The 20,586-nt window shown below is 72.3% G+C and carries 21 protein-coding genes; 11 read left to right on the forward strand and 10 right to left on the reverse strand.

The window, feature by feature from the left end; translation table 11 throughout:
• The first annotated feature begins 105 nt into the window (after positions 1-105).
• Positions 106-429 (forward strand): hypothetical protein, encoded by a 324-nt coding sequence (locus tag OG417_RS17455; RefSeq protein ID WP_329256708.1) that lies wholly within the window; start codon positions 106-108, stop codon positions 427-429.
• A gap of 100 nt (positions 430-529) precedes the next feature.
• Here OG417_RS17455 and OG417_RS17460 read toward each other — a convergent pair whose 3' ends face one another.
• A complete protein-coding gene (locus OG417_RS17460) occupies positions 530-1,126 on the reverse strand; it encodes an HAD family hydrolase (protein ID WP_329256711.1) in 597 nt (198 codons plus the stop codon).
• Positions 1,127-1,309: 183 nt separating this feature from the next.
• Between OG417_RS17460 and OG417_RS17465 the strand changes: the two genes are divergently transcribed.
• Positions 1,310-2,506, forward strand: coding sequence for an RNA-guided endonuclease InsQ/TnpB family protein (locus tag OG417_RS17465; protein WP_329256715.1), 1,197 nt, complete (start codon positions 1,310-1,312; stop codon positions 2,504-2,506).
• 787 nt (positions 2,507-3,293) lie between these two features.
• On the opposite strand, the gene OG417_RS17470 is transcribed toward OG417_RS17465, so the two are convergent.
• Genes OG417_RS17470 through OG417_RS17480 form a run of 3 tightly spaced genes read right to left on the reverse strand, consistent with a single transcriptional unit; the run spans position 3,294 to position 5,529 of the window.
• Positions 3,294-3,458, reverse strand: a complete 165-nt coding sequence (locus OG417_RS17470; protein WP_329256718.1) for a hypothetical protein — start codon at positions 3,456-3,458, stop codon at positions 3,294-3,296.
• Positions 3,459-3,506: 48 nt separating this feature from the next.
• Complete coding sequence (locus OG417_RS17475; RefSeq protein ID WP_329256721.1) at positions 3,507-4,592, reverse strand: MerR family transcriptional regulator; 1,086 nt, start codon at positions 4,590-4,592, stop codon at positions 3,507-3,509.
• 52 nt (positions 4,593-4,644) lie between these two features.
• A complete protein-coding gene (locus OG417_RS17480; protein ID WP_329256724.1) occupies positions 4,645-5,529 on the reverse strand; it encodes a LysR family transcriptional regulator in 885 nt (294 codons plus the stop codon).
• Positions 5,530-5,604: 75 nt separating this feature from the next.
• On the opposite strand from OG417_RS17480, the gene OG417_RS17485 reads away from it, so the two are divergent.
• Complete coding sequence (locus OG417_RS17485) at positions 5,605-6,885, forward strand: aspartate aminotransferase family protein (RefSeq protein ID WP_329256726.1); 1,281 nt, start codon at positions 5,605-5,607, stop codon at positions 6,883-6,885.
• Between the two features lie 50 nt (positions 6,886-6,935).
• Positions 6,936-7,595, forward strand: a complete 660-nt coding sequence (locus OG417_RS17490; RefSeq protein ID WP_329256729.1) for a hypothetical protein — start codon at positions 6,936-6,938, stop codon at positions 7,593-7,595.
• 3 nt (positions 7,596-7,598) lie between these two features.
• Here the strand turns inward: OG417_RS17490 and OG417_RS17495 are convergent, their stop codons facing one another.
• The gene (locus OG417_RS17495; RefSeq protein WP_329256732.1) at positions 7,599-8,279 is read right to left on the reverse strand and encodes a hypothetical protein; all 681 of its coding nucleotides are present in this window, start codon (positions 8,277-8,279) and stop codon (positions 7,599-7,601) included.
• Positions 8,280-8,480: 201 nt separating this feature from the next.
• Between OG417_RS17495 and OG417_RS17500 the strand changes: the two genes are divergently transcribed.
• Complete coding sequence (locus OG417_RS17500) at positions 8,481-8,783, forward strand: hypothetical protein (protein ID WP_329256735.1); 303 nt, start codon at positions 8,481-8,483, stop codon at positions 8,781-8,783.
• 40 nt (positions 8,784-8,823) lie between these two features.
• On the opposite strand, the gene OG417_RS17505 is transcribed toward OG417_RS17500, so the two are convergent.
• The gene (locus OG417_RS17505) at positions 8,824-9,441 is read right to left on the reverse strand and encodes a flavin reductase family protein (RefSeq protein WP_329256739.1); all 618 of its coding nucleotides are present in this window, start codon (positions 9,439-9,441) and stop codon (positions 8,824-8,826) included.
• A gap of 385 nt (positions 9,442-9,826) precedes the next feature.
• On the opposite strand from OG417_RS17505, the gene OG417_RS17510 reads away from it, so the two are divergent.
• Complete coding sequence (locus OG417_RS17510) at positions 9,827-10,744, forward strand: hypothetical protein (protein ID WP_329256741.1); 918 nt, start codon at positions 9,827-9,829, stop codon at positions 10,742-10,744.
• A gap of 34 nt (positions 10,745-10,778) precedes the next feature.
• Here the strand turns inward: OG417_RS17510 and OG417_RS17515 are convergent, their stop codons facing one another.
• The 4 genes from OG417_RS17515 to OG417_RS17530 form a co-directional block, all read right to left on the reverse strand.
• Positions 10,779-11,765, reverse strand: coding sequence for a lysylphosphatidylglycerol synthase transmembrane domain-containing protein (locus tag OG417_RS17515; RefSeq protein WP_329256744.1), 987 nt, complete (start codon positions 11,763-11,765; stop codon positions 10,779-10,781).
• A 581-nt stretch (positions 11,766-12,346) separates the two neighbouring features.
• A complete protein-coding gene (locus OG417_RS17520) occupies positions 12,347-13,732 on the reverse strand; it encodes a threonine/serine ThrE exporter family protein (protein ID WP_329256747.1) in 1,386 nt (461 codons plus the stop codon).
• Between the two features lie 209 nt (positions 13,733-13,941).
• On the reverse strand, positions 13,942-14,394 hold the full coding sequence (locus OG417_RS17525) for a ferritin-like domain-containing protein (protein ID WP_329256750.1): 453 nt from the start codon (positions 14,392-14,394) through the stop codon (positions 13,942-13,944).
• On the reverse strand, positions 14,391-14,864 hold the full coding sequence (locus tag OG417_RS17530) for a hypothetical protein (RefSeq protein WP_329256753.1): 474 nt from the start codon (positions 14,862-14,864) through the stop codon (positions 14,391-14,393). The genes OG417_RS17525 and OG417_RS17530 overlap by 4 nt, the downstream gene beginning before the upstream one ends.
• 192 nt (positions 14,865-15,056) lie before the next feature.
• Here OG417_RS17530 and rimP point away from each other — a divergent pair, with 192 nt between their 5' ends.
• The 5 genes from rimP (at position 15,057) to OG417_RS17555 (ending at position 20,534) form a co-directional block, all read left to right on the forward strand.
• Complete coding sequence (gene rimP, locus OG417_RS17535) at positions 15,057-15,593, forward strand: ribosome maturation factor RimP (protein WP_329256756.1); 537 nt, start codon at positions 15,057-15,059, stop codon at positions 15,591-15,593.
• 23 nt (positions 15,594-15,616) lie between these two features.
• On the forward strand, positions 15,617-16,642 hold the full coding sequence (nusA, locus tag OG417_RS17540; RefSeq protein WP_329262361.1) for a transcription termination factor NusA: 1,026 nt from the start codon (positions 15,617-15,619) through the stop codon (positions 16,640-16,642).
• 4 nt (positions 16,643-16,646) lie between these two features.
• Entirely contained in the window at positions 16,647-16,934 is a 288-nt protein-coding gene (locus tag OG417_RS17545) for a YlxR family protein (protein ID WP_329256759.1), read from the forward strand.
• 116 nt (positions 16,935-17,050) lie between these two features.
• Entirely contained in the window at positions 17,051-20,047 is a 2,997-nt protein-coding gene (gene infB, locus OG417_RS17550) for a translation initiation factor IF-2 (protein WP_329256762.1), read from the forward strand.
• 190 nt (positions 20,048-20,237) lie between these two features.
• Complete coding sequence (locus OG417_RS17555; RefSeq protein ID WP_329256765.1) at positions 20,238-20,534, forward strand: DUF503 domain-containing protein; 297 nt, start codon at positions 20,238-20,240, stop codon at positions 20,532-20,534.
• Positions 20,535-20,586 lie beyond the last annotated feature (52 nt).

Genomic DNA, 20,586 nt, shown 5'->3' on the forward strand with positions numbered 1-20,586 from the left:
TCAGATGGGCTGGAATGAACCCCTTCGGCCTTTCCTCCGTATGCGGAAGTGAGCGGCTGATGGCCGCCGATATCGGTGCGTGGTCACTTTGAAGGGAATCGGAGCATGGGATTCAAGACCAAGGCTCTGCTGGGACTGACCGCTGCGGGCGTCGCCGCGTCGGTACTGGTCCCCACGGCGGCGAACGCCGCGAGCGGATTCTTCAGGTTCTGCAACGTCAGTTCGGCCGGTGAGTACGTCGACGTCCCTCCGCGGGGAACTCACGCGGGAATCACGACGCGAATCATCAATCCGGGCGCGTGCACCACATTTTCGCTCGGCGGCAACGCCTATATGGAGGCAATAGCCTATCGTCGGGTCAACGGAGTTTACCCGGCCGTCGCCACCAAGTGGTTCTATACAAGTAGAAACTACGTGTGGAACGTCTGATCCGACAGGCATCGAATAACGGCCCGGCCCGCCCATCGCGGGCCGGACCGCCTCTGCTCGCCCGCCACGACGAGTTCGGCCGCACCTCCGGCGCGGTCCGTCAGGCGGCGACCAGGGTGCGGACCTGGTCGGGGGCGCGGAAGACCTCGGCTCGCATGCCGAGTTCGCGGGCGGCGAGCACGTTGGTCTCGTTGTCGTCGATGAACAGGCACTCGCGCGGCGCGACGCCGAGCCGCTCGGCGACGATCTCGTACGCCCGGCGGTCGGGCTTGGCCACCCCGATGTCGCAGGAGTAGGCCAGCGTCGTGAAGTGCCGGAGCCAGTCGCCGTGCCGCGCCTCGAAGATCGGCACGAGGTCGGCGACGATGTTGGAGAGCAGGCCGAGCGTACGGCCCTGAGCGGCCAGCTCGCTGACGAGGTCCACCATGACCGCGTCCACGTTGGTCCAGCTCTTCATGTCGGCCTCGACCAGCGCGCGGACCGTCGCGTCGGTGAACCGCACGCCGATCCGGTCGGCCACCGCGGCCCAGTACTCCGCGGCCGGCTGCCCCGCGTCGTACGGCTTGCGCAGCGCCCAGTAGGCCTCCCAGAAGGGCTCGGGCTCCACTCCGGCGGTCCGCTCGATCGCGCGGACGTCCTCGGGCGTCTGGGTGGATGCGATGACGCCGAACAGGTCGAACACGATCGCGCGCGCCATCAGAGTCTCCGGAGGGGATCGTCGCCTTTGGGCGGCGGGGGGCTCGGGAGCGGGCGGGTCGCCGAGGTCCGAGTGTGTCCTGGCCTGTCAGGTGTGCGCATCACAGGTTTCCTTTTTCCTTGCGGGTTTTGTCGGCGCCGGCCGATACCGCAGTGTTCTGGTTACCGAGCGTGAGGAGTGGGTGTGCGTAGGTCGTTCAAGTTCCTGCTGCGCCCCACCGGCAAGCAGGCCGCCGCGCTCACGCAGTGTCTGGAGGACCACCGGGAGTTGTACAACGCCGCTTTGGAACACCGTCGTACGGCCTACCGCAGGGCGGGGGTGAGCGTGCGGTACGGCGATCAGTCGGCGGAGTTGAAGCACATCCGCGCCGATGACCTTGATGGTCAGGGTCGGTGGTCGTTCTCCTCCCAGCAGGCCACGCTCCGCAGGCTGGACAAGGCGTTCCGTGCGTTCTTCGACCGCCGCAAAGCAGGCCGCACGCCGGGGTTTCCGCGTTTCAAGGGGCGGGGTTGGTTCGACACGGTTGAGTGGCCCAAGGACGGCGACGGGTGCCGGTGGGACTCCCAGCCCCACCACCGGACCGCGACGTATGTGCGGTTGCAGGGCGTCGGGCATGTGCGGGTCCATCGGCATCGGCGTGTGCTGGGCACGGTCAAGACGATCAGCGTGAAGCGGGAAGGCGCCCGCTGGTTCGTCGTGCTGTCGTGTGACGATGTGCCCGCCGAGACATGGCCGGTGACGGGCGCGGTCGCCGGGATCGACCTGGGGGTCGCGTCGCTGGTGACGACCAGTGATGGCGAACATCTGGCCAACCCGCGCCATCTCGCCGTGACCGCCGGCCGTCTCGCGGCGGCACAGCGTGACCTCGCCCGCAAGAAACGGGGCAGTAGGCGGCGGCGTAGGGCCGTCGCCCGTGTCGCCGCCCTGCACGCGAAGGTGCGGCGGCAACGCCTCGACGGTGCGCACAAGGCCGCGCTGAGGCTGGTCCGCGACCACGACGTGATCGTGCACGAAGCGCTCAAGGTCACCAACATGACCAAGCGGGCAGTACCCGAACCGGACGGCAACGGCGGCCACCTGCCCAACGGTGCCGCCGCCAAATCCGGGCTGAACCGTTCGATCCTGGACGCGGGTTGGGGGGTGTTCCTGACGATCTTGTCGCACAAGGCTGAAAGCGCCGGTCGAGAGCTGATCGCGGTGAACCCCGTCAACACCTCCCGCACGTGCGCCGAATGCGGGCGTTGCGCGAAGGAGAACCGCGTCACCCAGGCCGTGTTCCGGTGTACGGCGTGCGGGCACAATACGCACGCCGACGTCAACGCGGCGATCAACATCTTGAGGGCAGGGCTTGCCCTTCGCGACGCTGCGCAAGCGGCTTAGCGAGAAGCCGCTCCCGTCAGGGAGCGGAGGAGTCACGGGTTCCTCTCGTGCGGTGTGTGCGGCCAGGCTTTGAGCCTAACCGCCGCATGACGGACGGCACGCGCCACCGGCGGCGCAACGCCCACCGGCTGGCGTCGACGAGTGTCCATGCCGGGATCGATTCTTGGCGGCCGACGTTCGGACCGGATCCGCAGTGCTTTCGTGCTCTTATCGGAGTCGACGAAAGAACCATGCGGCGTTTTGCCTTTCACGACCGATCAAGGCAGGGAGAGTCCGGTTATCTCATTCGCGCGATCCGCCGGTCGAATGGGCGTCGCGATACTCGCCGGAACGGTGCTCGCGGCGCGACCGGCCCGGGCCGACCGAGAGCGTGTCGTCCGGGTGCCGTGCGGCGCGGCGGCACCGACCGGCATGATCACCGCGGCCAACGCGACACCGTCGGTGCTCCGGCTGGCGCCCTCCTGCACGTACCTCATCGGTGCGTGCTCCGCAGGTCACTGGCAGGATCATGCTGCTCGGCGGGCCCTCGACGAGCATCCAGGCGCGATACGGTGGTGAGCGACCTGCGGGTCCTCGACGTCGCCGCCGGAGGGGCTGTGCGTGCTGGACGTCACGCTCCTGGGCGGTGCCACCTCCACGGCCGGGGCGGCGAAATCCGCAACGCGGGCACGCTCGTGCTCGACTTTGTTACGCTCGCCCGAAACGCCGCACTCGACTTTAACGGCGGGGAACTGGACGATACCGGCAGAGCGCTCGTCGTCCATTCTCTCCTCACAGCGAATACCACTCAGGGAGCGGAGAACGCGGCGGCGGTGCCATTAACAACGCCGGGACGCGCCCCGTTTTCGCGAGCCGACTGTCCGGAAACGTCGCCGTGCGCGACGGCGGTGCGATCTTCACCGAAGTCGGGCACGGCGACGCGGGTCCTCCAGAGCACGATCACGAGCGGCATCGCGGCCGACCTCGGTGGCGGCATCGGCTCCGTACCGACCTGCCGGCGTTAGACCACACCGCCCTTGGTGACGTCGGCGACCACGCAGGTGACGTTGTCGGGGCCGCCGGCGTCGTTGGCGAGGTCGACCAGCCGCCGTACGGCCTCGTCGGGGTCGGCGGCCGAGGCCAGAGCGTCCTGGACGGCCGGGAGCGGGACCACCGTGGACAGGCCGTCGGAGCACAGCAGGTACCGGTCGCCGGGGCGTGCCTCGCGGAGCTTCAGGTCGGCCGCGACCCCGCGGCCGGCCAGGGCGCGCAGCAGCAGCGACCGCTGCGGGTGCGACGCCGCTTCCTCGGGGCTGAGGCGGCCCTCGTCGATCAGCGACTGCACGTGCGTGTGGTCGTGGGTGATCTGGAACAGCTCGCCGTCGCGCAGGACGTACGCGCGGGAGTCGCCGATGTGCACGAGCCCGAGACGCGACCCCGACCACAGCAGCGCCGTCAGCGTGCTGCCGACCCCCTCCATCGAGGGGTCGGTGCGCATGATGTCGCGCAGCGCGGCGTCGGCCTCGTGCACGGCCTGGTCGAGCGCGTTCAGCAGCTCGCCCGCCGGGATGTCGGTGTCGAGCGGGCGCAGCGCCTCGATGACGGCCGCGCTCGCCGGCGCCCCGCGCCCCTCACCGCCGTGGCCCTCACCACCGAAGCCGTCGGCCACGGCGAGCAGCCGCGCGCCGGCGTACGCCGCGTCCTCGTTGCTCGGGCGGACTCTGCCGGTGTCGGATCGCACGGCGTAGCGGATGCCGAGTGTCATGTGCTCATCGCCTCTTCCCTGGAGCTGGTCGATGAGGAAGGCGGCCAGGTCGCGCCGCGCGGCGGTGTCGGCCTCCACCCGCGCCCAGTACGCCGCGACCTCGCGGGCCGCGTCGGCCGGCTCTAGCTCGCAGACGACCCGGATACGCGCGAGCGGCATGCCGAGCCGGCGGAGCCAGGCCACCAGCCGGGCCCGTTCGAGCTGCGCCGGCTCGTAGAACCGGTAGCCCGAGGCCGGATCGACGCGAGCCGGCCGGAGCAGGCCGAGCTCGTCGTACAGGCGCAGCGCCTTCGGCGACAGCCGCGCCGCCCGGGCGAACGCCCCGATCGTCAGCGAACCCATCGCCGCCCTCCTCCTGTCGCGATCGATGCTGTGGCCTGACCCAGGGACAAGGTCAAACAAGGTCGAACGCGACCTCGCTCAGCGCCGTCCGTACGGCGGTGAGGGCGGGGCGCGCGAGGCCGTCGTCCCGTACGACGGTGAGCACGCGCCGGGAGATCCCGGTGTCCCGTACCGTCACCGAGGGTTCGCGCTCGGGCCGGGACAGGTCGGGCAGGAGGGTGACGGCGCGTCCGGTGGCGACGAGCGCGAGCAGTACGAGCAGGTCGGTGGTGCGGTGACGGATGTCGGGCACGAAGCCGCCGGCGGTCGTGCACGCGAGCATCAGCAGCCGGTCGTGGCTGGTGCCCGGCTGACCGCCGGCCCAGGCGGCCTCGTGCAGGTCGCGCAGCCGCGTCGCGGGATGCCCGCGGGGGAGCACGAGGCGCACCCGCTCGACGTACAGCTCCTCGAAGGTGAGCCCGCGCGGGCGCGGCCTGCGCTGCCCGCCGTACTCGTCGCAGATCGCGAGGTCGCACTCGCGGCGCAGCAGCGCGTCGAACGCCTGGTCTGGCTCGGCCTCCGTCACCTCCAGGCGCAGCTGCGGATGGCGGTCGGTGAGGCGGGCGAGCGCGGGCGCGACCAGGCTGATGGCCGCCGTCTGGAACGCCGAGACGCGGACCGTGCCGGCCACGGCGCCGGCGGCGGCCGCCATCTCGGCCTCGGCGCGTTCCATGCGGGTGAGCAGGACCTCGGCGTGGCGGACGAGCACGTGCGCCGCCTCGGTGAGGCGCAGCCGGCGGCCGTCGCGTTCGAAGAGGGTCACCCCCGCCTCCCGCTGCAGCTCGGCGAGCTGGTGAGAGACGGTGGAGGGGCTGTATGACAGCGCCCCGGCCACGGCGGCGACGGTGCCGCGGGCGTGCAGTTCGCGGAGGAGCCGCAGGCGCCGGAGATCGAGCATCGTTCGTTTCCTTCCACGGATATCCCGCGAAAATCATCGCTGGATCCGGCGCATGCGCGGAGAGACGATCGCGGCATGGACCCACGTGCACGCCGCCTGATCCGCTACAACGGCGAGTTCTCCTCCGACGTCATCGCCCGCGCCTCCGGTTCGTGGCTGGAGACCACCGACGGGCGTCGCGTCCTCGACTTCACCTCCGGCCAGATCTGCGCCACCATCGGCCACAGCCATCCGCGCATCGTCGAGGCGGTGCGCCGGTCGCTGACCGAGGCCGTCCACCTGAACTCCGGCCTGCTGTCCGAGCCCGTGCTGGCCCTGGCCGAGCGCGTCGCCGCGCTGATGCCCGCCGGGCTGGACCGCTCGATGTTCCTCAGCACCGGCGGGGAGGCCAACGAGGCGGCCGTCCGGATGGCGAAGCTGGCGACCGGCGGCTTCGAGGTCGTGTCGCTCACCCGCAGCTGGCATGGCATGACCTCGGGCAGCCAGTCGCTCACCTACTCGGCCGGGCGGCGCGGGCACGGACCGACGATGCCCGGGGTGTTCGCGCTGCCCGCCCCGTACGCCTACCGGTGCCCGGTACGGCACTGCGCCGGCACCTGCGATCAGACCTGCCTGGAGATCGGCTTCGAGCTGTACGACCAGCAGACGAGCGGGGCCGGTGCCGCGGTCGTGGCCGAGCCGGTGCTGTCGTCCGGCGGCATCCTCGTGCCGCCGCCGGGTTACCTCGCGCGGCTCCTCGAACTGACCCACGAACGCGGCATGCTGCTCATCCTCGACGAGGCGCAGACCGGCTTCGGCCGGCTCGGCGCGATGTTCGGCATGGACGTCTACGGCGTCGTGCCCGACATCGTCACGCTGTCCAAGACGCTCGGCGGCGGACTGCCGATCAGCGCGGTCGTCACCACGGACGCGATCGAGCGGGCGGCCTACGACGCGGGCCTGATGTACTACACCTCGCACCAGTCCGACCCGCTGCCCGCGGCGGCGGCCCTCGCCGTCCTCGACGTCGTGGAAGAGGAGGATCTCGCCGGCCGCGCCGCCCGGCGCGGCGAACGCCTCGGCGGCCACCTGCGCGAGCTCGCCACGCGCCACGAGCTCATCGGCGACGTCCGAGGGATGGGCCTGCTCTGGGGCGTGGAGCTGGTGGAGGACCGGGCGACCAAGGCGCCCGCCGTCGAGCGCGGCGAGCAGCTGACCGAGGCCTGCCACGCCTGCGGCCTGTCGCTGAACATCACCAAGGGCCGGGCCGGTGGAGCCGCCGCCTGCCTGCGCATCGCCCCTCCGCTGACCGTGACCGAGGAGGAGATCGACACGGGCGCGGAGATCATGGACGACGCGCTCACCAAGCTCACCTGACCGGGCCCCGGGGTGCCGGCCGTGCGTCCCGATGTGTAGACATGATGCTCGTGAGCGGCTCAGTGAACGGGCACGAGGACCCGGCGGATCAGCCACCGTGGGCGATGCAGCTCGCCCTGCGCGTGGAGAAGAACGCACCTCCCACGCACCTCGCCGTGTGCGAGGCGGCGGCGATGGCCGCCGTCACGCTGCTCGCCGACCCGCGCTCCGCGCCGGGCGGTGAGTGGCACGAGGCGGTCGCGGCCTGGGAGTCTCGGCGCATCCGCAAGGTGGTCCGGCGTGCGCGCGGCGCCCGCTGGGAGGCGCTCGGCGCACTGCCCGGCGTGCTCGTCGACCACGAGGGGGCGCCCGCGCGGGCGTTCGTGCCCGGTCCGGTCACCGAGGTGGCGCCCGAGATCGCGCGTCTCCAGGTCGGCGGCACCGACCTGGAGCGCGAGGAGGAGCCCAAGCCGCCGCCGGCCCCGCCGTACGCCCTGATCGGCCTGAATCCCGGCGTGCCCATGACGACCGGCAAGGCGGCCGCGCAGTGCGGGCACGCCGCGCATCTGCTGCTCCGCGCCCGTGGCGCGTGGCCGGGCCTGCGAGTGCGCGTCGTCGAGGCGGACGAGTGGAGCCGTACGGTCGCCGAGGCGGACGTCGTCGTGCGCGACGGCGGTTTCACCGAGGTGGCCCCCGGAACGATGACCGCGGTGGCCCGCCTGGTGGTCTGACCCTCAGGAGGGCGTGGGCGGGCGGCGTACGGGGAGGTCCTGCCGGGTCGGGTCGGGGCTGCCCGCGGGCAGGTCCCGGCGGGTGGCGTCGGGCCGGCGTACGGGCAGGTCCTGCCGGGTGACGTCCGGGCGGCGCACCGGCAGGTCCTGCCGGGTCGGCTCCGCCGTGGCGGTGGGGAGCTTCTGCGTCGGGTCCGACGTGGCGGTGGGGAGCCGCCGGGTCGTGTGCGGCGGCGGGGACGCGGCCTGGTCCGGCGCGCCGGTGCGGCGCGGCAGCCGTACGGCGCCGGACTTGTACAGCACGGTCAGCAGGGCGGCGATGACCAGGAACGCCGTCCCGTGCTCCAGCAGTCGGCCGAGGTCGCCGCAGACCGCGGCCACGACCGTCAGCACGGCGAGATCGGCGGTCCAGCCCGCCACGGCGGCGGCCAGCAGCGTGTCGCTCGCGCGGATCAGGGCCAGCACGGCGAGGACGGTGAGCGCCAGCTCGGCGCCCTTGCCCGTGAGCAGCAGCCCGGTCACCGTGCCGGAGCCGGCGCCGAGCATCGCCGCGACGTCGTGGTGCAGGCGGGACCAGTCGAGGAGCTCGGCGAGCTTGGCGACGCCGTAGAGGGTGAGAAAGGCACACGCGGGCGCGCGCAGGCGCCCCTGCGTCATGCCCTTGCGGAGTACTGCCGCGACCACTGGGCCCCCTGTCCGTGACTCCGCCGCGTACGGTGCGGTGATCTTTCGAGCATAGGGGGAAACCGCCGCAGTTCCCGCGCTTTCGCCTCCGCCCCGGGGCCGAGTTCGGCGGCGCCCGGTGCTGCGGATTGCGCGGCGACCGGGGCGGCGAAATGCTGATGCTCCATCGGGCCACACGCTTGAAGATGAGGTGATCCGATCGTGTCTGATGACAATGCCGCGTTAGCGCGGACGCGAATCGCATATCTCGAAAGCCTCGGCGACGAGCTCCGCGACCGGGGCTTCGCCGTCCGGCTGACGATTCCGCAGGGAGGACCGCCGAGCCTGCACGTGGTGAACCCACACGCATCGGCCCTGACGGAGAACATCCTCGCGGAGACGACCGCCGGAGCCTGGTGGTTCTGGTGGTCCTGGGCGGAGCGCATCGCTCCGGCCGACGACCCCGCCGAGGCGGCCGCCCGCGTCACCCGCGTGCTCGCCGCGACGGGGGAGTACAGCTCCTGAGACGGTACTGGAGGTGAACGGCGCCTCCAGTGCCCCTCCGTCACCTCTGGAAGCGGCCGTAGGAGCCCTTGTAGAAGATGAGCGGCTCCCCGTCGTGATGGCGGTCGAGGTGGTGCACGCGAGCCACGACGATCATGTGGTCGCCCGCCGGGTACTCGGCCTCGACCGAGCACTCCAGCCACGCCAGTGCCCCGTCGATCACCGGCCCGCCGCCGGGTGACTCGCTCCACTCCAGGCCGGCGAACTTGTCGGCGCCCTTCGCGGCGAACTGCAGGCAGACCTCGCGCTGCGGCGCGGACAGGATGTTGACGCAGTGCCGTTCGGCCGTGCGGAGGCGCGGCCAGGTCGTGCTCGTGTGCGCGACGCAGAACGACACGAGCGCCGGCTCGAGCGACACGGAGGTGAAGGAGTTGGCGGCCAGTCCGGTGGGGGCGCCGGTCGCCGGGTCGATCGCCGTGATCGCCACGACGCCGGTCGCGAAGCGCCCGAGGATGCTGCGGAACCGGCGGCCGTCGATCGCACGGACGTTCGGGGTGTCCGGGTCGGCACCGGGCGCGCGGCCGGACGTGAATTCCGGGCCGTCGCTCGCGCCCGCCGGGTGCTCGGGCGACCGTTCGGAGGGGCCGTACGGCGTCGCGGCCGTCGCGCCGTCGGCCATGGGGGCGTCTCCTCTTCCGGCCGGTTCGGCCACGCGCTCGTTCGGATCCCGTCACCCCCGCGGCGGTGAGGCGTGCCGCTTCCCGGGGCTCCTCCAGTAAAGCGCCGCACGGCCCGGGAGATTCCGACAGACGCTGCATTTCGGTCCAAAGGCCTACGACCGGTGCCCCCGAGCGGCGCGCGGGAACGCCTCTGTCCAGGCGCGGGACCGTCCGGACCCGGAGAACGCTTTTCGACCGGTCCCCACGTCGGATTTGGGGTCATCGGGTAAATTCGTGCCTCGTGGTCTTGCGGGCGTCCGTCCCCTCGTGCGCTCTGACCTGCGATGTCAGGCAGTCTTACGCCTGGATCGTCACGTCCCCCAACGCAGGCTCGGAGGAGGCTGCTTGTTCTACGGCATCGTCCTCGGGCTGATCGCGACCGTGCTGTACAACGCCGGATTCGTGCTGGAGAAGCGGGCGCTGCAGAACCTGCCGCCACTCAGCATGCGACGCGTCGGACGGCTGGTGTGGGTCCTGGCCACGAGCAAGGCGTGGCTGACCGGCTTCCTGGTCATGGGCATGGGCATGGCGTGCCAGATCGTCGTCATGTCGCTGGTACCGCTCAGCGTCGCCCAGCCGATCCAGCTCGCCGGGCTCGCGCTGCTGGTGGTGTTCTCGGCCGTGTTCCTCGGCGAACGGACCACTCAGCGAGAGTGGGCCGGCCTCGGCGTGCTGGCGCTGTCCCTGCTGCTGGTCTGCCTGTCGATGGAGCCGACGAGGCTCGGGCTGCACGCGGGCACGGGAGAGATGCTCGCCGTGGTCGGCGGCACGGTGTTCCTCGGGCTGGCGGCGTTCGGCACCGCTGTGCGATCCGGCTCGCGGTCGGGCCGCCGGCCGGCGCCGGGACTGCTGTACGGCGGCGCGTCCGGCCTGCTGTACGGGGCGGCCGGCCTGCAGACCAAGGGCGTGTCGGGCTTCCTCGCCGAGGACGCGCACCACTTCGTGGGCCGTACGCTCGCCTCTCCGTACCCCTACCTCTACCTGACCCTGTCCGGCGCGGGCCTGCTGCTGTTCCAGACGGCGCTGCAGCGCGGACGCGCCTCCATCGTGGTGCCGGTCTCCAGCGTCGTGGGCAGCGTCTACACGGTCCTGGCCGGCACGGCCGTCTTCGGGGAGCCGCTGCCCCAGGACCCGGTGCGCCTGGTGCTGCGATCGGCGGGCTTCGGCGCGGCGATCGTGGTCGTGGTCCTCATGCCACACCACGAGGAGCAGCCGGAACCCTCGGTGAACGTCCAGTCACTGGTGCCCGACCGGGTGCCGTAGCCCCGCGCACGCGCCGGGGCCCTGGACGCGGCGCTCAGGCGGTGTCGAGCGCCGGAAGGGTGCGGTCCCTTTCGCCGTTCCGGCCGCCGTCCTGGTCGTCGGCCTTGACCGCGAGCCAGGCGAGCCAGCCGACGCCGACGACACCCCAGAAGGACACCAGGCGGTACAGGGCGACCGCCGCCCCGGCCGGCGCCGCCAGCGCGCCGAACGCGACGAGCGACGCGGCGAGGCTGCCCTCCATGGCGCCGAGCCCGCCGGGCAGCAGCGGGACGAGCGCTCCCGCCGCCTGCGCCGCGAAGTACGCCAGCGTGATCGAGTACAGGGCGGTGTGCACGCCGACCGCGCGCCCGGCGGCGGCGAGCGAGAGGATGTCGAAGATCCAGTTGGACAGGGACGCGAGGGTCAGCATCGCCCAGTCGGACGGACGCAGCCGCAGGCCGGCCCCGCCCTCGCGAAGTCGCTCGGCGTACGGCGCCGCCAGCCGGTGACGCAGGACCGGGCGGACGAGACGGCGGGTCAGCCGGGCCAGAGAGGCCCCGTGGCGCCACGCCACCACCGCGCAAACGCCGGCCCCCACCGCGAGAACCGCCAGCCCGGTCACCGCGAGCGCCCGCGAGCCCGGCGCGGCCACCAGCGCGGCCAGTCCCACGACGGCGTACGCGCCGGTCATGATCACACCGCCGAGCATGATCACCGCGGTGGCCAGGCGCGGAGGCGCACCGGCACGGCGATACTGGCGGAAGTTGAAGGCGGTGCTGATCGCCGGCCCGGCGGGCAGCGTGGCGGACAGGGCGTTGCCCGCATAGGTCATCCGGAGCGCGCGCGGCAGCGACATGCGCACGCCGCCCGCCCGCAGCAACCGCCGCTGCACCCGGGCGAACATGCCCATCGAGGCGGCCTGCGCCAGCACCGCGCACGCGAGCCACCCGGGTCCGGCGTGAAGCGTGGCCAGCCACATGGCCTCGGGGTCGGGCAGGTCGCCGTGGAAGACCACGAGACAGACGACGACGGACCCGGCCATGACCACCCGCCCGGCCCACATGAGCCGTCGCCGGCGCCCGGCGTCCGTCGGAGCCGGGAGACGGCCGCGACCGAGGACGCCCGGCAGCGCCAAGGGACCGGACCGCGCGGGGGCCGTGAATCCCTCCTCCGCGGGCGTGGACCGCGCGAGGGCCGTGGACTCCTCTGGGGGCGCGGGCCGCGCGAGGACCGAGGATCCCTCCTGTGCGGGACCGGGCCGCGCGGGGGCCGTAGTCCCCTCCTCCGCGTGAGGCGACCGCGCGGGGGTCGTGGATCCCTCCTCTGGGGGAGCGGGCCGCGCGAGGACCGAGAATCCCTCCTGTGCGGGAGCGGGCCGCGCGGGGGCCGTAGTCCCCTCCTCCGCGTGAGGCGACCGCGCGGGGGGCGTGGATCCCTCCTCCGCGAGGGTGGCGGCCGTGCCCGCCGAGGTCCCGGCCGAATGCGGGGACTCCGCCCGTTCCGTCGTCTCGGACACGCGTTCACCCCGTCATAGCTCGGTCTTTGCCCAGCTCAACGGCCACATCAAGATTCACATTCCCGGCATACCGGCGAGCCCCGGCCCGCCTCCGCCCCGGGCGGAGGTCAGTAGCCGCGCGTGCGGCGAGCGGCCGGCCGGGCGCCGCGGCCCGAGCCGCCGACCCCCACACGCTGGAAGGCGCGGATGAACTCACCGCCCAGGTTGACGCCCGCGCCCAGGGCCAGGGCGACCGAGATGCCGCCGATCAGGGTGAGCACGCCCTGCGACGGTTCGCCGCCGTTCAGCTGGATCATGCCGCGGTACAGGGCGGTCCCGGGCAGCAGCGGCGCCACCGCCGGCACGATGTACGGCAGCGCCGGCAGGTGCCGCCGCCGCGCGAGGATGTGCCCCAGCAGACCCGCGATCACCGCGCCGATCGCCGCCGCCAGTAGCGGGGCCGCCCCCAGGCCCCGGCCGAGCACGTACACCGTCCAGATCAGCGCCCCGCTCAGCGCCGCCGCCGGCAGCGTGCGGCGCGGCACGGCCAGGGAGACGGCGAAGGCGACCGACACGCCCGCCGCCGCGAGCACCGCCACCGGCCGCAGCGTCACCGGTGCCGCCGGCAGGTCCCGTACGTCGATCGCGACACCGAGGTGCACCGCGGCGTACACCGTCACGCCGAGCCCGGAGACGATCGCCGCCACGATGAAGAACACCTCCAGCAGCCGGGCCCCGGCGCTGACCAGGTCCCCGGTGATGCCGTCCTGGATGCTCGCGACCAGCGGCCGCCCCGGCAGCAGCGCCACGATGGCGCCGGTGACGATCGTCGACGCGTTGCCCGGCGATCCCGCCGCGATCACCAGTACGGCGCTCGTCGCGCCGATCGCCGCCGCCACGGTGAGCTGGAAGAACTCCGCGATGCCCCGGCGGCCCAGCAGCGCGGCGGTCCGGTCGGCCAGCACCGTCGCGACGAACGCCGTTCCCACCCCGAGCGGCCCGCCGCCCATCGACAGGCTCGACGACGCGGCGATCAGGCCCAGCGAGACGACGGCCAGCCACGCCGGATACGGCGACCCGTACGGCGGCTGGCTCCGCTTGATCCTCCGGAGCCGGTCGTGGGCCTCATCGAGGTCCAGCAGGCCGATGGAGGCCTCCTGGATGAGCGTGTGCAGCGCCGCGAGCCGCCAGTACGCCGGGTAGCGCCGCCGGATCGCCCGCGAGCCGGTCACCGGCAGGGCGCCCCGGCCCGGATGGACCGAGGCGGAGATCACGGTGAACGTCACCGACACCTCGCAGCGGGGCAGTTCGTACGCGACGGCCAGGCTGAGCATCGACTCGTTCACGCGTTCGGTGGCCTCACCGCTCGCCAGCAGCAGTTCACCGACGCGCAGGACCAGGTCCAGCGCCTCCCCGGAGACGGCGTCGCCGGGTTCCTCCTCGGGCGGATCGACGATCGTCTCACCCATGAGGGTCCGCCAGGTGTGCCGTAGCCTCTCGCGACCCACGCTCACGGGCCCTCCTTCGTCGGAGGAGTGACCAGGCGCGCGTGTTCTTTGGTTCGCTCGCTCCGCTCGCTCACGGGCCCTCCTTCGTCGGAGGAGTGACCAGGCGCGCGTGTTTTCGATTCGCTCGCTCCGCTCGCTCATGGAGCGCCTGAAACCTCCCCAGTCGTGATCTTGTTGTGATCTCGACTGGCAGGTTACCTATCGCCGGTTCCGGGCTACTTTTCCGCCCTGGGGTACAACGCCGCGCTGGTCAGACCGGGGAAGGCGGCCGAAGGCGAGCCGCGCCACCGGATCGCGCGCACGGTCGCCTCCTGCATCGCCAGGGCGGCGTAGCGGCGCAGGCTCGCGTCGGCGACGCCCGCCAGCCCGGCGTACCCCGCGGTCACGCCGTCCTCCAGCCGGGCGGCGAGCTGGGCGGCCGTGCGAGGCGAGGAGACGGGCGAGGGCAGGCGGTAGGACGGCGACGCCGCGACCGGGGTCGCGCCGCCCGCCTCGACGTAGGAGCGCAGCCGGTCGCGCCGGGCGCGGTGGGAGTCGCAGATCCGGGCGGCGTTCTGCCGCTGGACGCCGGCCAGGTGCGCGCCCAGCACGCCGTACCCGAAGATCGCGGCGTGCTCGGCGGCGAGCGCGCCCTGCAACGCGGAGATGGTCTCGGGGGCGGTCGTCATGTGAGCTCCTGGGCGTGCCCGGCCTCGCAGGCGCCGATGGAGGCGAGGAGCTGGGACAGCCCCGGCGACACGCGGCGCACCTCGTCGGCGCGCGCGGAGGCCGCCTTGCGCTCGGCGCTCCGGATGGCGCCGAGGGCGCCGGACTCGGTCCGCGGCGCGGCGGCGGAGGGTCGCGGCGCGGGCGTCGCGGTGCCGCTGGTGCTGCCGGGGACATAGTGGCGTTTGAGCACGGCGAGATGCTGGACGTGGTGCTCGCGCAGCTTCTTCAGCCGCCCGCCCAGACCCGGGTGGGCGGCGAGGACCGCGTCGTACAGGGCGATGAGCGCGGCCTCGTTCTCGATCACCCCGTCGAGCAGCGTGACCTCGGGGCCCGGGGAGGGAGCCTCGCCCGGCCCGACGGTCGTGCATCCCGTGGTCGTCACGAGCGCCGCCACGGAGACCCCGAGCACCGCCCGCCGCGTCGGTGTCACGGACCGCAACGCCTCCAAGCGTGCCTCCGTCCATCGTCTTCCACTCAGGTGCGCAAGCATTCCACAAGGGCGCGCCCGTCGGCTGGCGATGCGGCACCCGGCGCCCGCAGCTGTGGATAGTCTTATGTGCGGAGTGGACGCACCGGGCGGCCACCCGTCCATCGGCCGCGCGGCCGCACAGAAGGAGGCCCCATGAGCGTCAACGCCGACTCCGGCCGCGCTCAGCGGGGCCGGCGGGGGCCCGGACACCAGGCGCGGGCCGCGCTCATGCGCCTGCTCGAGCCGGTGGTGGCCGAGTCCGGGTTCGATCTCGAGGACGTCATCGTGACGCCGGCCGGCAAACGCCGGCAGGTCCGTGTGATCGTCGACGGAGACGGCGGCGTCAGCCTCGACGACGTCGCGGTCGTGAGCCAGCGTGTCTCCGCCGCGCTCGACGAGAGCGACGCCATGGGCTCGGGGCCGTACGTCCTCGAGGTGACCTCACCGGGGATCGACCGTCCCCTCACCCAGCCACGGCACTGGCGGCGGGCGAGCGGCCGCCTCGTACGCGCGACGCTGTCCGGCGGCGAGGAGGTCACCGGCCGCGTCTCGACGGCCGATGACGAGGCCGTCGTGCTCGACACCGACGGCCAGGAGCGACGGCTCGGTTACGACGAGCTCACCCGCGGGCTGGTCCAGGTGGAGTTCAACCGCCGGGGTGATGATGATCCCGGCGGCGACGAGGACTAGGGGGAGGCCTCGTGGACATCGATATGACCGCTTTGCGCAGTCTCGAGAGCGAAAAGGACATCTCTCTCGAACTCGTGGTCAAGGCGATCGAAGAAGCACTGCTGATCGCCTACCACCGCACCGAAGGTGCCGCTCCGAAGGCCCGTGTCGAGCTCGACCGCAAGTCCGGTCACGTCACGGTGTGGGCCACCGAGACACCCGCCGACGACGCCGAGGGCGAGGCCGCCGAGCCGCGCGAGTACGACGACACGCCCACCAACTTCAGCCGCATCGCGGCGACCACGGCCAAGCAGGTGATCCTGCAGCACCTGCGCAACGCCGAGGACGAACTCACGTTCGGTGAGTACGCCGGGCGCGAGGGCGACATCGTCGCGGGCGTCATCCAGCAGGGCAAGGACCCGCGCAACGTCCTGGTCGACCTCGGCAAGCTCGAGGGCGTGATCCCGCCCGAGGAGCAGGTTCCCGGGGAGAACTACGACCACGGCGAGCGCATCCGCTCCTACGTGGTCCAGGTCAAGAAGGGGCACCGCGGGCCGCTCGTGAAGCTGTCGCGCACCCACCCCAACCTGGTCAAGAAGCTCTTCGCGCTCGAGGTTCCCGAGATCGCCGACGGCACGGTCGAGATCGCGGCGATCGCCCGCGAGGCCGGCCACCGCACGAAGATCGCCGTTCGCTCGCGGAAACCCGGCGTGAACGCCAAGGGCGCCTGCATCGGACCGATGGGCGGCCGGGTACGCAACGTGATGCACGAGCTCCATGGGGAGAAAATCGACATCGTCGACTGGTCGGACGAGCCCGCCGAGTTCGTGGGGAATGCCCTGTCTCCCGCGCGGGTAAACCATGTCGAGGTGATCGACGCCGAGGCGCGGGTGGCGCGGGTTATCGTGCCTGATTATCAGCTCTCTCTGGCGATCGGCAAAGAGGGGCAGAACGCCCGTCTCGCCGCCCGTTTGACGGGGTGGCGGATCGACATCCGCCCGGACACCGAAAACGGATCTTCCACCGAAGGGGAGCATGCGGCAGGTCCCGCCGACGCGCCGACGCGGTAGACTTATGGTTCGTGGTCGCGCGGTCCCACGGCGTACATGCGTGGGCTGTCGGATTTGCACGGCCAAGTCCGACCTGCTGCGCCTGGTCGTGGTCGAGGGCCCTGTTGGTTTCAACGTGGTCCCTGACCCGCGCGGGCGAATGCCGGGTAGGGGCGCCTCCCTGCACCCCGATCTGGCATGTCTTGAGCTGGCCGAGCGTCGTCGGGCGTTCCCCCGGGCATTTCGCCGGACGGGGCCGCTCGAGGTTCGCATGCTCCGCCAATGGCTCGAGTCTCAGCAGGCCGGTTCGTAAGCGACGTCTAGTCGGAAGCAGGTCGAGATTGCTATGAGCGCTCGATGAGCACGCAGCGATGATTACCGCAAGGTAGCGACGGTCCGAGGACGTCCCCGGACCGAGTAGGGAGTGCAGTGGCAAAGGTCCGGGTATACGAGCTCGCCAAGGAATTCGGTGTTGAGAGCAAGGCCGTCATGGCCAAGCTCAACGAGATGGGCGAGTTCGTCCGGTCGGCGTCGTCAACGATCGAGGCGCCGGTCGTTCGCAGACTCAAGGAAGCATTCGGAGGTCCGTCGGCCAAGTCGGCCGACGGAAAGAAGTCCCAGGCCCCAGCGCCCAAGCCGGGTCCGCGCAGGCCGGTGCCCAAGCCGGCCGCACCCAAGCCGGAGTTCAAGCCGGAGGCCAAGCCCGCGCCCCGGCCGGAGATCAAGTCGGACGCGCCCCCGGCGCAGCGCCGCGATCTTCCGCCGGTGCCCGAGGCGCCCAAGCCCGGCCCGCAGCCGGGCCCGCGTCAGCAGGCCCCGCGCCCGTCCGCGCCCCGGCCCGCGCCCGGTCCGTCCGGTCCGGGGGGCCCGTCCGACGCGCCCAAGCCGGGCCCGCGTCCCGGTCCCGCGGCCGGCCGTCCCGGTCCGGCGCCCAAGCCGGGCCCGCGGCCCGGTGGCCCCGGCGGCGCTCCGCGTCCGGCCGCGCCCGGTCAGCGTTCCGGCGGCCGTCCGCGTCCGGGTAACAACCCGTTCTCCTCGACCAACACCGGCATGGGCTCGGCCAAGCCGGGTCCGCGTCCGGGCCCACGCCCGGGTGGCGACCGGCCCGCGCCGCCGCGTGGTGACCGGCCCAGCGCGCCGCGTGGCGACCGTGGTGCGGGCGCCCCGCCGCGTCCGGGTCAGGGCCGTCCCGGCGCTCCCGGCGCCGGCGGCCCCCGGCCGAACCCCGGCAGCATGCCGCCTCGGCCTGGAGGCCCGCGCCCCAGCCCGATGAACATGCCCTCGCGCCCGCAGCGCGACACCGGTGGCCCCGGCGGTGCCGGTGGTCGCGGTCGTCCCGGCGGTGGCGGCGGTCGTCCCGGTGGCGGCGGTGGCCGTCCGGGTGGCGGCGGTCGTCCCGGTGGCGGCGGCTTCGGTGGCCGTCCGGCCGGTGGCGGCGGTGGCCGTCCCGGCGGCTTCGGCGGCCCGCGTCCGGGCGGCGGAGGCCGTGGCCGCGGTGGCACGCAGGGTGCGTTCGGCCGTCCCGGCGGCCGTCCGACGCGTGGGCGCAAGTCCAAGAAGCAGCGGCGTCAAGAGTTCGACAACATGCAGGCGCCCTCGATCGGCGGCGTCCGCGTCCCGCGCGGCAACGGCAAGGCGATCCGCCTGCCGCAGGGTGCCTCCCTCACCGACTTCGCCGAGAAGATCGGCGCCAACCCGGCGTCGCTCGTCGAGGTGATGCTGCACCTCGGTGAGATGGTCACCGCGACGCAGTCGGTCAACGAGGAGACGCTGCAGCTGCTCGGCGCCGAGCTGGACTACAACGTCCAGGTCGTCAGCCCCGAGGACGAGGACCGTGAGCTGCTCGAGTCCTTCGACATCGAGTTCGGTGAGGACGAGGGCGGCGACGAGAGCCTCGTCTCCCGTCCGCCGGTCGTGACCGTCATGGGTCACGTCGACCACGGTAAGACGAAGCTGCTCGACGCGATCCGCAACGCCAACGTGGTGGCCGGCGAGGCCGGCGGCATCACCCAGCACATCGGCGCCTACCAGGTCGCGACCGAGGTCGACGGCCAGGAACGCAAGATCACCTTCATCGACACCCCGGGTCACGAGGCGTTCACCGCCATGCGTGCCCGCGGTGCCGAGACGACCGACCTGGTCGTGCTGGTGGTCGCCGCCGACGACGGGGTGAAGCCGCAGACCACGGAGGCGATCGACCACGCCAACGCGGCCGGGGTGCCGATCGTCGTGGCGGTCAACAAGGTGGACAAGGAGGGCGCCGACCCCCAGCGGGTGCGCGCGCAGCTCACCGAGTACGGCCTCGTCGCCGAGGAGTTCGGTGGCCAGACGCAGTTCGTCGACATCTCGGCGAAGCAGCGCATGGGCATCGACGACCTCCTCGAGGCCGTCGTCCTGACCGCCGACGCCGAGCTGGACCTGCGGGCCAACCCCGAGCAGGACGCCCAGGGCGTCGCGATCGAGGCGCACCTCGACAAGGGCCGCGGCTCCGTGGCGACCGTGCTCGTGCAGCGCGGCACGCTCCGGGTCGGCGACTCGATCGTCTGTGGTGAGGCCTTCGGCCGCGTCCGCGCCATGCTGGACGAGAACGGCAACAACGTCGACGAGGCGCTGCCGTCGCGTCCGGTCCTGGTGCTCGGCCTGTCCGCCACCCCCGGCGCCGGCGACAACTTCATCGCCGTCGACGACGACCGGATGGCACGCCAGATCGCCGACCGCCGCCAGGCGCGCAAGCGCAACGCCGAGCTGCTCCGCACTCGCGGGCGCCGCACCCTCGAGGAGCTGTTCAAGGACCTCGAGAAGGGCGAGCTCCAGGAGCTGCTGCTCGTCATCAAGGGCGACGTGTCCGGTTCGGTGGAGGCCCTCGAGGACGCACTGCTCAAGATCGACGTCGGCGAAGAGGTCGGTCTCCGGGTGATCCGCCGCGGCGTCGGTGCGATCACGCAGGACGACGTGAACCTCGCGCTCACGTCGGAGGGCACCGTCATCATCGGCTTCAACGTCCGGCCCGAGCGCAACGCGCAGGAGATCGCCGACCGCGAAGGCGTCGACATCCGCTACTACTCGGTCATCTACCAGGCGATCGAGGAGGTCGAAGCCGCACTCAAGGGCATGCTCAAGCCCGAGTTCGAGGAAGTGCGGCTCGGCTCGGCGGAGATCCGCGAGGTCTTCAAGGTGCCGCGCATCGGCAACGTCGCCGGTTCGATGGTCCAGTCCGGCACGATCAACCGCAACAGCAAGGCGCGGCTGGTCCGGGACGGTGTGGTCGTCTCCGACAACCTCACCGTGTCCTCGCTCCGCCGGTTCAAGGACGACGCGACCGAGGTCCGCGAGGGCTTCGAGTGCGGTATCGGCATCGGGTACGGCGACATCAAGATCGGTGACATCATCGAGACCTTCGAGATGCGGGAGAAGCCGCGCGTCTGAGTCACTGCCCGGAACCCTCGCCCGCAGCGAGGCGGTGCCTGAGCACCGCCGAGCGGGGCGCGGGGTTCCGGGCGGTCTCTGCGCGCGGCCCTTCTCGCGGGTCCCGGTACGCCCCGGAGAGGTGGCGTGCGGCTTTCTCGCACGCCACCTCGTCGGTCGACGGCCGGTTCGATCACGGGGGTGACCACCTGTGTATGTGGGAGCACTGACGCTCGACCTGCTGCTCGGCGACGTACGCTCGCTGAAGCAGAAGCGCGCCGTGGTCCGTCCGATCGTCGCCGAAGTACGCCGGCGGTTCCCGGCGGCCGCGGCCGCCGAGACGGGCCACCTCGACCTGCACCGCCGGGCGGAGATCGCGATCGCGGTCGTCTCCGCCGAGGCGGGCAACTGCGTCGAGGTGCTGGAGGCGTGTGAGCGGCTGGTCGCCGGGCGACCGGAGATCGAGCTGCTCTCGGCCCGGCAACGACTCTTCAACGAAGAGTCATAGAGTGCATTCCATTACTGGTTGATGGAGGACCGTGATCGCCCTGGTCACGGGA

The organism is Actinoallomurus sp. NBC_01490 (assembly GCF_036227085.1).
GTDB lineage: Bacteria > Actinomycetota > Actinomycetes > Streptosporangiales > Streptosporangiaceae > Actinoallomurus > Actinoallomurus oryzae.